Source organism: Azospirillum thiophilum (genome assembly GCF_001305595.1).
GTDB classification, from domain to species: Bacteria; Pseudomonadota; Alphaproteobacteria; order Azospirillales; family Azospirillaceae; genus Azospirillum; species Azospirillum thiophilum.
On sequence record NZ_CP012403.1, the window covers coordinates 492250 to 505274 of the forward strand.

The following is a 13025-nucleotide window of genomic DNA, read 5'->3' on the forward strand; positions in this document are numbered from 1 at the left end:
TTGGTGAGTGCGGCGGCCTGCAACCCGACCGGGATTTTTACGCCGCGCTTATCGGCGGGCGGCGCTCATGATAGGATTTAACGCCTAATTCCTATCCATGATCGGTCCCGAATGCCTTCCAATGCCGCCGCATTGCCAACCCCATCCGGCCCGTGGAACAGTGGAACAGGCCTGGGAAAATGTTCCATACGGTTTCATATGTTCCATTCAACGCCGAACCGGGGCGGAAAACCGCGCTTTCCGCCCCGTCCCCCGGCCGGCCGTGAAACACGACGTTCCGCCGGTTCACTCCGGCCTGCGCTCCAGGATCAGGGTCGAGAGCGGCGGGATGGTCATGTCCAGCGAGTGGGTGCGGCCATGCCAGGGGATTTCCTCGGCATGGACGCCGCCGCCGTTGCCGACGCCGCTGCCGCCATACTTCGCGTCGTCGGTGTTCATCCGCTCGACATAGCGGCCGGGAAGCGGCACGCCGACACGGTAGCCCTGGCGCGGGATGGGGGTGAAGTTGCAGACGGCGATGACGATGTGCCCGGGGTCGCCGGCCTTGCGCAGGAAGGTGAAGACCGAATTCTCGTTGTCGTTCGACTCGATCCACTCGAAACCGGCCGGGTCGCAGTCGGTCTTGTGCAGCGGCTCCAGCTCGCGGTAGAGGCCGTTCAGGTCGCGGACCAGATCGCGCATGCCGCGGTGCAGCGGCTGGTCCAGCAGGTGCCAGTCCAGGCTGCGCGCCTCGCTCCACTCGCGCCACTGGGCGAATTCGCCGCCCATGAACAGCAGCTTCTTGCCGGGATGGGCGAACATGAAGCCGTAATAGGCGCGCAGGTTGGCGAATTTCTGCCAGTCGTCGCCCGGCATCTTGTTGATCAGCGAGCCCTTGCCATGAACCACCTCGTCATGGCTGAGCGGCAGCACGAAATTCTCGGAGAACTGATAGATCAGCCCGAAGGTCATCTGGTGGTGATGGTAGCGGCGGTGGATCGGGTCGTTCTGCATGTATTCCAGGGTGTCGTGCATCCACCCCATGTTCCATTTGTAGCCGAACCCCAGACCGCCGAGATAAGTCGGCTTCGACACCATCGGCCAGGAGGTCGATTCCTCCGCCACCGTCATGGCACCCGGCTGCTGGCCATAGACAAGCTCGTTCATCCGCTTGAGGAAGGCGATGGATTCCAGGTTCTCGCGCCCGCCGAACTTGTTGGGGACCCACTCCCCTTGCTTGCGGCTGTAGTCGAGATAGAGCATCGAGGCCACGGCATCGACGCGCAGGCCGTCCAGCTTGTACTGGTCGAGCCAGAACAGCGCGTTGCCCAGCAGGAAGTTCTGCACCTCCGTCCGGCCGAAATTGTAGATCAGGGTGTTCCAATCCTGGTGGAAGCCCTGGCGCGGGTCGGCATGCTCGTAGAGATGGGTGCCGTCGAACTCGCCCAGCCCGTGCGGATCGGTCGGGAAATGACCCGGCACCCAATCCAGCAGCACGCCCAGCCCGGCACGGTGACAGGCGTTGACGAAGTCCTTGAAATCCTCCGGCGAGCCGTGCCGCGCCGTCGGGGCATAGAGGCCGATGGGCTGGTAGCCCCAGGATCCGTCGAAGGGATGCTCGGTGACCGGCAGCAGCTCGATATGGGTGAAGCCCATGTCCTTGGCATAGGGGATCAGCCGCTCCGCCAGTTCCTGGTAGGTCAGGAAGCGGTCGTCCTCCTCAGGCACCCGCGCCCAGGATCCCAGATGCACCTCGTAGATCGAGACCGGCGCGCTGCGGTCGGAGCTGGAGAGCTTGCGGCCCTGCCATTCCTGGTCGCGCCACTCGAAGGAGGGCAGCCCGTGGACGACCGACGCGGTGGCCGGCCGCATCTCCGCCTGGAAGGCGTAGGGGTCGGCCTTGGCCGGCAGCAGGGTGCCGTCGGGGCCGCGGATCTCGAACTTGTAGCGCTGGCCGGCGGTGGCGTGGGGGACGAAGATTTCCCACACCCCGACCTCGACGCGCCGCCGCATCGGCAGGCGCCGGCCGTCCCAATTGTTGAAGTCACCGACCACGCTGACGCTGCGCGCGCTCGGCGCCCAGACGGCGAAGGACACGCCGGCGACGCCGTCGACCTCGCGCGGGTGGGCGCCCAGCTTCTCATAGGCGCGCAGGTGGGTGCCCTCGCCCAGCAGATGGACGTCCAGCTCGCCCAGCATGTTGCCGAAGCGGTAGGCGTCCTCGAATTCCTGCGTCGCCAGCGGGTATTGGGCGCGCAGGCGGTAGCGGAACCGCTCCGTCCGGTCGGTCATGACCGCGCGGTAGAAGCCGTCCTGGTGGATGCGCTCCGCCTCGCCCGCCGGCTCGCCGGTGGCGGCGTCGATCACCCACAGCCGCTCGGCCCCGGGCACGAAGGCGCGGACCTCCACCGGCCGGCCCGGCGCCTCCTGCTGCATCCCCAGCACGGCGAAGGGATCACCATGCTCCGCCCGCGCGATGGCCGCTGCCGCCGCAAGCAACGCCTCCGCCCGATTGTCGGCGGCGCGGCCCTCGGAAACGCCGGTCTGCGCCTGGTCCTTGCGGGTGTCCGTCGTCATGTCGCTCGCCATTGGCCAACTGCCCTTCTTCGTGGAGGCCCTGTCGTCTTGTGGACCGTTGATCTCTCACCGTCCAGCCGGAACGCGCCTGCCATGCCGACGCTGCCCCCTCCCCATCCCTCCCCCGCTTTCGGACGGACCTTCAGTCCGCCGAGAGCGGGAGAGGGTGCCTTCTGCAAAGCGGCGGCAGTTCCCTCTCCCTCGAAGAGGGGGAGGGTTAGGGAGGGGGCAACGCCGGCGCAGCCTCGCCGGAAGGCCTTCTCCGGACGTGAACATACCCGCGGCGGTTTCGTCACACCCTGCCCGCCGCGAATCCTCCGCTTCCTTCCAGGGCATCGTCCAGCAGGCCCAGCACGCCCTTGACCGGAATGCCGATCCAGGCCGGCCGGTTGGCCGCCTCGTAGCCGATCTCGTAGAAGGCCTTCTCCAGCAGGAACAGGGTCAGCAGGCCGCGCGCCGCCTCGCCCTGCGACGGCCAGACGGGGCAGCCCTCGATGGCGGTGCGGTAGCCGTCGAGGAAAGAGTCGACGCTGCGCCGCTCCCAGTCGCGGGCGGCGGCCAGCGCCGGGTTGTCGCCGCCGTTGGCGGGCTCGCCGGCATTGTCCAGCCGGAACAGCGCCGCCCAGGCGGCATAGTTGAAGGAGCGCAGCATCCCGGCGACGTCGCGCAGCGGGCTGACCTTGGCCCGGCGCTCGTCCAGCGTCTTGGCCGGTTCGCCTTCGAAGTCGAGGATGTACCAGTCGTTCTGCGCCCGCACCACCTGCCCCAGGTGATAGTCGCCATGGATGCGGGTCTTGACGCTGTCAACCGCCATCCCGGCCAGCGCGTCGAGCCGGTCCATCGCCTCGGCCCGGCGGGCGAGCAGCTGTTCGGCATCCGCCCGCACGTCGGCGGTCAGCCGGTCCAGCGTACCGGGCAGCGCCGCGAAGGCGGCTTCCGCCTGGGCGCGGGCGGCGGCGGTCCAGCCTGCCAGATCGCCTGCATCGACCGGCTCGGGATCGAAGGCCGGGTTTCCGGTGGTCTGCGCCAGCGCCCGGTGCAGTTCGGCGGTGCGCTGCCCCAGCGTGGTCATCATCACCAGATGCATGCCGAAGGGCTCGCCGGCCTCGGCCGCATCCTCGGTGGTACCGGCGACGCCCAGCCGGATGTCCTCCAACTGGCGTTCCAGCTCCTCCACGGTGCTGGCCCAGCCGTCGCCCTGGTTGCGGACGAAAGCCTGCGCCACCGCCAGCGCGGTCGGCGTGCCGTCGGCGGCCACCTGCTCCACCGCGCCCAGCAGGGCCGGGGTGTTGGCAAAGCCGACCTCGGTCAGGAAGCGGCCCATCTCCACCTCGGGATGCTCGCCCTCCACCAGCCGGCGCAGCACCTTCAACACGATCTGGCTGTCGACCAGGACCGAGTTGTTGCTCTGCTCGACGCCCAGGCGCCGCACCTCGGCCTCGGCCGACAGCTCGATGGCGGCCAGCGCGTCGGTGGGGGTGAAGCGGATGCGGTCGCCGCCCGTGGCTGCGGGGAGGGTCTCGCCGCGCCGCAGCGCCTCGATCAGCGACAGGGCGAAGCCGTCGGTCTGCACCGCGTCATAGAGCGCGCCGGTGCGCGGGCCGCGCCGCACCTTGGCCAGCGTGTAGGGCAGCAGCGGCCAGCCGGTGCCGCCGGCTCCGCTCTCCCAGCTCATCGCCAGCGGCAGGAAATAGCTCTGGTCGGCGGCCTCGCCGTCCATGCCTCCCCCGCTCAACCCAACCTGGGTGCGGACCAGCATGAAGCCGTCGCCCGGCCCAGGCAGATGGGCGGCGAGCGTGACGTGCGACCGGGTGATGCGGCGGTCCTTGGCCGAGAACCAGCGCTGTTGCGGCATGTAGGCCTGTAGGATGTCGCGGCCCAGCTCGTCCGCCGACTTGCCGGTGGTCAGGCTGTGCCAGCCGTCGCGCATGACGATGGTCAGTAGGTCGGGCAGCGGTTCCGGCGGCGCCTCGTGCCAGGTCGGCAGCTCCGCCTCCGCGGTCAGAGCGAACCAGTAGAAGCCGTAGGCCGGCAGCGTCAGCAGATAGGGAAGGTCGCCGATGGGCGGAAAGACGGTGCGGCCCAGCAGTTCGACCGGGATGCGGCCCTTCCACGCCTTCAGGTCCAGCTCGACCGCCTGGGCCGAGCGCGACAGGTTGGCGACGCACAGCGCGATCTCCGCGCCGTTTTCCGTCTCCAGGCTGCGGATATAGGCCAGAACCTTGCGGTTGCCGGGATAGAGCAGCGAGAAGCCGCCGCGGCCGAAGCCCTGGCGCTGCTTGCGCACCGCGACCAGCCGCTTCATCCAGTTCAGCAGCGAGGAGGGGTTGCGGGCCTGCGCCTCGACATTGAGGGCCATGAAGCCGTAGATCGGGTCGAGCACCGCCGGCAGGTAGAGCCGCGCCGGATCGGCGCGCGAGAAGCCGCCGTTTCGGTCGATCGACCATTGCATCGGCGTGCGGACGCCGTCGCGGTCGCCGAGATAGATGTTGTCGCCCATGCCGATCTCGTCGCCGTAATAGAGCACCGGCGTGCCGGGCATCGACATCAGCAGGCTGTTCAACAGCTCGATCTTGCGGCGGTCGTTCTCCAGCAGCGGGGCCAGCCGGCGGCGGATGCCGAGGTTGATCCGCATGCGCCGGTCCGACGCATAGAAGTTCCAAAGATAGTCGCGCTCGCTGTCGGTGACCATCTCCAGCGTCAGTTCGTCATGGTTGCGCAGGAAGATCGCCCACTGGCAGTCGGCCGGGATGTCGGGCGTCTGGCGCATGATGTCGGCGATCGGATGCCGGTCCTCCATCGCCACCGCCATGTAGATGCGCGGCATCAGCGGGAAGTGGAAGGACATGTGGCATTCGTCGCCGCCCTTTTCCGGGTCGCCGAAATAGGGCAGCACGTCCTCCGGCCACTGGTTGGCCTCGGCCAGCAGCATGCGGTCGGGATATTCCTCGTCCAGCGCGGCGCGGATCGCCTTCAGGACGTCGTGCGTCTCTGGCAGGTTCTCGTTGTTGGTGCCCTCACGCTCCTTCAGGTAGGGGATGGCGTCGAGCCGCAGCCCATCCACCCCCATGTCCAGCCAGAAGCGCATCACCTTCAGCACCTCCTGCAGGACCTCCGGATTGTCGAAGTTCAGGTCGGGCTGGTGCGAGTAGAAGCGGTGCCAGTAATAGGCGTTGGCGACCGGATCCCAGGTCCAGTTGGATTTCTCCGTGTCGCAGAAGATGATCCGCGTGCCCTGGTATTTCTGGTCGCTGTCGGACCAGACATAATAGTCGCGGTGGTTGGATCCGGCCGGCGCCTCCCGCGCACGCTGGAACCACGGGTGCTGGTCGGAGGTGTGGTTGATGACCAGCTCGGTGATCACCCGCAGGCCGCGGTTGTGGCACTCCTCCATGAAGTGCCGGAAATCCTCCAGGTTCCCGTAGGTCGGGTTGACCGAGGTGTAGTCGGCGATGTCGTACCCGTCGTCGCGCAGCGGCGAGGGGTAGAAGGGCAGCAGCCACACCGCCGTCACGCCCAGATCCTGGATGTAGTCCAGCTTCTGGGTCAGCCCGGCGATATCGCCGATGCCGTCGTTGTCGGCGTCGAAGAACGCCTTCACATGCAGCTGATAGATGACTGCATCCTTGTACCAGAGCCGGTCCTGCCGATCGATCATGGGTCCAGCACTTTCGCATGCGATTGATGGAACACGTGTCGCGGGAACACGGGACGGAAACAAGCCAACGGGTCGAAGGTTTCACTCCGGGCGTCACGAGGCAACCCCTGACTTCCGGATAGGCTGGACGGCGAAAGCCCCGCACCGCAACGGCTTGGCCACTGTCTGCACCTGACGGCCGAAAGCACGGCAACCCCGACTGGACATGGATTGACGCCGAAGAATTATCCAGGCAGGTTGGCTAACTTACCACTTTGCGCATAGGATTCGGCGGACAAGCCATGCTGGGCTCCTTCATCGTCGTCACGGGCGGCGACGCCCGCTATCATCCGCTGATTGTCGAACTGGTCGCCTCGCTGCGGTCATTGAAACCGGCGGCCGACTGCCCGATCGGCATCATCGACGCCGGGCTGACCGCCGAGCAGGTCGCCGGGTTGAAGGCGCAGGGCGCCGCCGTGGTGACGCCGCCCTGGCCGGTCGACATCCCGGCCCGTAAGCTGCGCAACCGCATCCACCTGAAGGCCAACCTGGCCAAACTGCATCTGCCGACATATTTCCCCGGCTATGACACGCTGATCTGGATCGATGCCGACGCCTGGGTCCAGGATTGGGAGGCGGTGGAGATGCTGCGGCGGGGAGCGGCGCTGAACCGCTTCGCCATCGTCGCCCAGTTCGGCCGCTTCTCGGAGACCGAGCTGCGGCTCGACTGGCTGTTCGGCCGCTTCGCGCGGGTGCGCTCGATCCTGTACAAGAACTCCAGCCGCGCCGGCCTGAGCACTGCGGAATGCCGCGCGCTGGCGACCCGGCCGACGCTGAATGCCGGCGCCTATGCGCTGAAGGCCGACGCGCCGCATTGGGCCGCGTTCCAGCGCTGGCAGAAGCGGGTGCTGCGCAAGGGGCGGCTGTTCACCTCCGACCAGTTGGCGATGGCCGGCGCGATCTATCTCGACGGGCTGCCGGTGGAGTTGCTGCCGGAATGGTGCAACTACATCGGCCCCTGGCGCTTCGATCCTGAACGGGCGGAGCTGGTCGAATATTTCCTGCCGAACCGCCGGCTCGGCATCGTCCACATGGCCGGCGAGGACGCCATGCGCGCCGACCCGACGGTGCTGCGCCCGGTGCTGGACATGCAGGACCGGCCGCACCAGCTGAGCCTGCGCTATCCCGCCTGGGCCGCGCTGGCGGTGGAGCGGATGGCGGAACCGGTTCCTTGACCCGTCAGCCCGCCAGCCGTGCCAGATCCCGCACCGCCCGGTCCAGCGCCGCCGGGTCGTGTGCGGCAAAGCCCAGCAGCAGGCCGTTGCCGACCCCGCCGCCGCGGTAATAGTCGGACAGCGGCGGTGTGGTCAGGCCGATGCGGGCCGCCCGCTCCGCCAAGGCGCGGTCGGGGCAGCCCGGCGGCAGGCGCAGCAGGACATGCATGCCGGCCTCGCCGGCCTCCGCCTCGGCGAAACCGGTGAAGGCGGCGGCGATCGATTCCAGGAAGGCGGCGCGCTTGGCGGCGTAGAGCGCGCGCATGGTGCGCAGGTGCGAGGCGAAATGGCCGTCGGCCAGGAAGCGATGCAGCGCGGCCTGCGGCACGATGCTGGTTCCGCCGTCGAAATGGCGCCGCGCCGCCCGCACCGGCTCCACCAGATCGGGGGGCACGACGACATAGCCCAGGCGCAGCGCCGGGAACATCACCTTGCTGAAGCTGCCGACATAGATGACGCGGCCGGCGCCGTCCAACCCCTGCAGGGCGGCAAGCGGCGGCCCGGCATAGCGGAACTCGCTGTCGTAATCGTCCTCGACGATCCAGGCATCGCGCGCGGCAGCCCAATCGAGCAGGCGCAGCCGGCGTGTCAGGCTCATGGTGACGCCCAGCGGGAACTGATGCGACGGGGTGGCCAGCACCAGCCGGGCACCGGGCCCGCGCGCCATGCCGGCGGCGACGTCGATTCCCTCCGCGTCCACCGGCACCGGGACCAGCCGCGCCCCGGCCCCCAGCAGGGCGGCGCGGTTGCCGGGCCAGCCCGGCTCCTCCACCCAGGCCGACTCACCGGGATCGAGCAGCAGTTGCGCCATCAGCGCCAGCCCCTGCTGGGCGCCGGAGACGATGACGACCTGTTCCGCGTCGCAGCGCACCGCACGCACGGCCCGCAGATAGGCGGCGATCTCCGCCCGCAACGGGGGGTGGCCCAGCGGGTCGGGTTCCGTCGCCAGCATGCGCCCACCCCCGCGCCAGCAGCGGCCAAGCAGCTGCGCCCACAGCGCGAAGGGAAAGGCGTCCAGAGCCGGCGTGCCGAGTGCGAAGGGCCGCCCTGCCCGGTCGCGCGCCAGAGCCGGCGCTTCGGCCAGCATCCGGCCGCGGGCCGACAGGCCGACGCCGCGCCGTGACTCGGTCCGGCTCCCGTCGCGCTCGCCGCCGCCCGGCGCCGCATCGGGCAGGGTGGACGCGACGAACGTCCCGGCGCCGACCCGGCCGGTGACGTAGCCCTCCGCCAGCAGCGTGTCGTAGGCGGTGACCACCGTGTTGCGTGACAGCCCCCGGTCGGCGGCCAGCGCCCGGCTGGGCGGCAGACGCTCCCCCGGCCTCAGCCGGCCGTCGAGCACCGCCTGACGCAGCGCGCGGTAGAGCTGGCGGTGCAGCGGCTCGGCCCCGTCGCGGTCGAGCGCGAGCGGTCCCAGGCTGGACAACACCGGACGCAGCGGCCGGGTCATGGCGATCCCTTCGCGGAAGACTGGATTGGTCCCTATTGAATCGACATTCTGGACCTTTCGAAGGGACCATTCTGCTGTCCATTCTGGGGCACCGCAACATCTTCCGCACATGGACGACCATGACCAGCCTTCCCGCCGATCCCACCGCCGGCACCGCCACCTTGCTGCAGACCCCGCGCACCCGTCCGGTGCGGCTGGGCGAGCGCGGCAGCCATGATGCGGCCCTCATCCATGCCATCATCGACGAGGCGCCGATCTGCCATGTCGGCTTCGTCGACGACGCCATCAAAGGGCATGCCGCGCCTTCCCCCATGGTGATCCCGACGATTCCCTGGCGGGTCGGAAACGAGTTGCTGATCCATGGCGCCTCGTCCAGCCGGATGATCCGCCGGCTGCAGGAGGGCGGCGAGGCCTGCGTGACGATCTCGCTGATCGACGGCTGGGTGCTGGCGCGCTCGGCCTTCCATCACTCCGTCAACTACCGGTCGGTGATGCTGTTCGGCCGGCCGCGGCTGGTGGCGGAGGAGACGGAGAAGCGCGCGGCGCTCGATGCGCTGATGGAAAAGATCGAGCCCGGCCGCAGCGCCAAGGTGCGCGCGCCGAATGTCCAGGAGCTGAAGGCGACCGCCGTGCTGGCCTTCGCCATCGCCGAGGCATCCGCCAAGCGGCGGTCCGGCCCGCCCGGCGACGATCCGGAGGATATGGCCCATCCGGTGTGGGCGGGGGTGGTGCCGCTCCGGCTGGTGTCCGGCGAGCCGATCCGGGATCCGGCACAGGATCCGGCCCAAGCCATCGGCTGACACGGCCCGATCGCCTGGGAAGAAACGCCGGAAAAGACAAAGGCCGCGACCGGGAAAACCCGGCGCGGCCTTTGTCTTGCGGAAAAACCGCAGGCGTCGGACCGTTCCGAAACCCCCGGAACGGCCCTTGCCAATCCGTCCTTAGGACGACGGAGCGTTCATCAGACGCGGCAGGATCTGCGCACGACGGTTGGACGGCTCGCGGACGTTCGGACCGGTCTGGACCAGCAGCTGGCTTTCGCCCTTGCCTTCGGTCGTGATGTTGGCGGTCTGGATGCCCTTGGCGACCAGAGCCTTCTTGACCGCGTCGGCACGACGCAGCGACAGCTTCTGGTTGTAGGCCGGCGAGCCCGACGTGTCGGTGTGGCCGACGACGTGGATCTTGGCTCCACCGTTCTTCAGGATCGCCGCAACGGCGTCGCCGATCACGCGATCAGCAGCCGGGGTGATGGCCGACTTGTCCCAGTCGAAGAACACCAGATATTCGCTCTGGACCGCGGCAACGGCGGCCGGAGCCGGAGCGGCAGCGGCCGGCGGGCACGGATAGCTGCCCTGGTGGATCACATAACCGCCGCCGGCGGTGCGGGCAGCGACGCCTTCCTTCACCTGACCGGTCCAGCCGATGACCGGGCTGCACCACTCGGTGCCCTTGCCGACCAGGCTCGCGTCCTGGGCGTTGGCGGCCGCAGACAGACCGAAAGCGACGATGGCGGCCGGGATGGCAGCCAGACCCGCGCGAACAATAGTCTTCATTGTCTTCACTCCCTTCCAGAACCCTTCCCCTCAGAGTGCCTGCGGGGGATGAACCTATCAATCGAAGCATCCGTCCACGTGCAAGCGCGGCAGCGACCTTCCCAACATGTGGTGTGCGGTGTTGTTCCGACACCTCAGCCGTTCGGCCGAACCGGACCTGTTCTTGGACCTATGCTCCACTTCCATAGCAGCTTTTCCGGTAGGTTTCCGCCAAATCCGTATAACGGTGGCTGAGCACCGGAAAAACCGCGAGATCCTTTTCCGTCAGCTCGCGAACCGGTCTAGCCGGGCTCCCGGCCCACAAGAATCCGGACGTCACCCGCTTCCCGGGCGTCACCAGAGCACCGGCGGCGACCATCGCCCGCGACTCGACATAGGCCCCATCCAGGATGCAGGCCTTCATGCCGATGAAGCAGCCGTCTTCCAGCGTGCAGGCGTGCAGCAACGCCATGTGGCCGACGGTGATGTCGTTACCGATGTAGGTGCCCTGCCCTTCGGAGGCCACGTGGATCACGGTGCCGTCCTGGATGTTGGTGCGAGCCCCGATTCGGATCTCGTTGACGTCTCCACGCACGGTGCAGCCGTACCAGATGCTGCTGTTCGCCCCGACCACGACATCGCCGATCACCGCCGCCGTTTCCGCGATGAACGCGGTCGGGTCGACGGTGGGCAGGATGCCGTTGAAGGCGCGGACAAGGCCGGACATCAGATCGTACCGAAGTCGTGCATGACGGGCGGGATTGAAACACCGTAAGGCTTAAGGCACCACCTGATTTCGCATTGACAGGCCAAAGCAAATCCCGATTGGTGCCCTTGTGCAACAGTGCGGACCGGGGGCCACAACGTCGTCACAGCCCCCCTTCGCCCTTTGCTTACGGGAACAGCGGCGCCTGATCGATGCCGGTCGTCTCGCCCAGCCCCATCATGACGTTCATGTTCTGGATGGCCTGGCCCGAGGCGCCCTTCACCAGATTGTCGATCACCGACACGATGATGGCGCCGCGCGGGGTGCGGTCGGCGACCACGCCCATCAGGCAGTGGTTGGAGGCGCGGACATGGCGCGTCGCCGGCACCACGCCGGCCGGGGTCACGCCGACGAAGAACTCGTCGGCATAGCGGGCGGCCAGCGTCGCCCGCAGATCGTCTGCGGTGACGCCGTCGGCCATGCGGACATAGATGGTCGCCAGCATGCCGCGGTTCATCGGCACCAGATGCGGGGTGAAGGAGACGGTGACCGGCCGGCCGGCGGCCAGACGCAGCTCCTGCTCGATCTCCGGCATGTGGCGATGGCTGCCGACGCCATAGGCGTTGAAGCCTTCCGACACCTCGGTGAACAGGTTGGCCTGCTTGGCGTCGCGGCCGGCACCCGACACGCCGGACTTGGCGTCGATGATGATGCCGCCCGGCTCGATCTGGTTCTCCATCAGCAGCGGCAGCAGCGGCAGCAGCGAGCTGGTCGGGTAGCAGCCCGGGTTGGCCACCACCCGCGCCTTGCGGACGCCCTGGCGGTTGAACTCGGTCAGGCCGTAGGCGACCTCCTTCTGCAGGCCGACGGCGCGGTGCTCATGCCCGTACCAGGTGGCATATTCGGCCGGATCGCTCAGGCGGAAATCGGCGGACAGGTCGACCACCTTTAGACCGCTGGGCAGGCCGGCGACCACCTCCTGCGTCGTGCCGTGCGGCAGGGCGCAGAAGACGAAGTCCAGCCCGTCCCACTTCACCGCCTCGATCTTCACCAGATCGGGCAGGCCGTAGCCGCCCAGATGCGGGAACACCTCGGCCATCGGCTTGCCGGCCTGTCGTTCGGCGGTCAGGGCGCTGATCTCGACGTTCGGGTGACGCAGAAGCATGCGCACCAGTTCGGCGCCGGTGTAACCGGAGGCGCCAAGGATGCCGACGCGGATCTTCGAACCGCTGGAGGTGCTGCCGAGAATGCTGGTCGAGGCCATGGAACCGATGTCCTTCGCTTGACGGGAGGAGCGTGCAGGTGGGTGTCGGGACAAAAAGAAAGGGGCGCCCCTTTCGGGACGCCCCTCGCTTGTACCGTAAAGGCGCGGGCCCGTGTAGGGATTAGCGCTTCGAGAACTGGAAGCTGCGGCGGGCCTTGGCGCGGCCGTACTTCTTGCGCTCGACCGTACGGGCGTCGCGGGTCAGGAAGCCGGCGGCCTTCAGCGGCGGGCGCAGGCCCGGCTCGAAGTAGGTCAGCGCCTTGGAGATGCCGTGACGGACAGCACCGGCCTGGCCCGACAGACCGCCGCCAGCGACGGTGGCGACCACGTCGAACTGCTCCGAACGCTCGGTGACGCCGAACGGCTGGGCGATCATCATGCGCAGCACCGGACGGGCGAAGTAGACGGTCTGGTCGCGGCCGTTCACGGTGACCTTGCCGCTGCCCGGCTTGATCCACACGCGGGCAACGGCGTCCTTGCGCTTGCCGGTGGCATAGGCGCGGCCCTGGGCGTCCAGCTTCGGAGCGGCCAGCTCTTCGGTGACGGTCGCGGTGGCGGCGCCCGTCAGATCCTTCAAGCCGGAGAGGGTGGTGGTGACCTGAGCCATTG

Annotated in this window: 9 protein-coding genes; 2 read left to right on the top strand and 7 right to left on the bottom strand. The window is 68.2% G+C overall.

The window, feature by feature from the left end; translation table 11 throughout:
• Positions 1 to 285 precede the first annotated feature (285 nt).
• Both glgB and treS read right to left on the bottom strand, forming a co-directional pair.
• The gene (gene glgB / locus AL072_RS21410; protein ID WP_045584233.1) at positions 286 to 2568 is read right to left on the bottom strand and encodes a 1,4-alpha-glucan branching protein GlgB; all 2283 of its coding nucleotides are present in this window, start codon (positions 2566 to 2568) and stop codon (positions 286 to 288) included.
• 280 nt (positions 2569 to 2848) lie between these two features.
• The gene (gene treS / locus AL072_RS21415) at positions 2849 to 6214 is read right to left on the bottom strand and encodes a maltose alpha-D-glucosyltransferase (protein ID WP_045584234.1); all 3366 of its coding nucleotides are present in this window, start codon (positions 6212 to 6214) and stop codon (positions 2849 to 2851) included.
• Between the two features lie 281 nt (positions 6215 to 6495).
• Here treS and AL072_RS21420 point away from each other — a divergent pair, with 281 nt between their 5' ends.
• Positions 6496 to 7428, top strand: a complete 933-nt coding sequence (locus AL072_RS21420) for a glycosyltransferase (RefSeq protein ID WP_045584235.1) — start codon at positions 6496 to 6498, stop codon at positions 7426 to 7428.
• A 4-nt stretch (positions 7429 to 7432) separates the two neighbouring features.
• Here AL072_RS21420 and pdxR read toward each other — a convergent pair whose 3' ends face one another.
• On the bottom strand, positions 7433 to 8914 hold the full coding sequence (pdxR, locus tag AL072_RS21425) for a MocR-like pyridoxine biosynthesis transcription factor PdxR (RefSeq protein ID WP_045584236.1): 1482 nt from the start codon (positions 8912 to 8914) through the stop codon (positions 7433 to 7435).
• A gap of 119 nt (positions 8915 to 9033) precedes the next feature.
• Here pdxR and AL072_RS21430 point away from each other — a divergent pair, with 119 nt between their 5' ends.
• A complete protein-coding gene (locus AL072_RS21430; RefSeq protein ID WP_045584636.1) occupies positions 9034 to 9714 on the top strand; it encodes a pyridoxamine 5'-phosphate oxidase family protein in 681 nt (226 codons plus the stop codon).
• Positions 9715 to 9855: 141 nt separating this feature from the next.
• Here the strand turns inward: AL072_RS21430 and AL072_RS21435 are convergent, their stop codons facing one another.
• The 4 genes from AL072_RS21435 to rpsI all read right to left on the bottom strand — a co-directional run bounded on the left by AL072_RS21435 (position 9856) and on the right by rpsI (position 13023).
• On the bottom strand, positions 9856 to 10467 hold the full coding sequence (locus AL072_RS21435) for an OmpA family protein (protein WP_045584237.1): 612 nt from the start codon (positions 10465 to 10467) through the stop codon (positions 9856 to 9858).
• 169 nt (positions 10468 to 10636) lie between these two features.
• Positions 10637 to 11173 (bottom strand): gamma carbonic anhydrase family protein, encoded by a 537-nt coding sequence (locus AL072_RS21440; protein WP_045584238.1) that lies wholly within the window; start codon positions 11171 to 11173, stop codon positions 10637 to 10639.
• A 166-nt stretch (positions 11174 to 11339) separates the two neighbouring features.
• A complete protein-coding gene (gene argC, locus AL072_RS21445) occupies positions 11340 to 12416 on the bottom strand; it encodes an N-acetyl-gamma-glutamyl-phosphate reductase (protein ID WP_045584239.1) in 1077 nt (358 codons plus the stop codon).
• 121 nt (positions 12417 to 12537) lie between these two features.
• Positions 12538 to 13023: a 30S ribosomal protein S9 gene (gene rpsI, locus AL072_RS21450; RefSeq protein WP_045584240.1), complete on the bottom strand. Its 486-nt coding sequence runs from the start codon at positions 13021 to 13023 to the stop codon at positions 12538 to 12540.
• Positions 13024 to 13025: the final 2 nt, after the last annotated feature.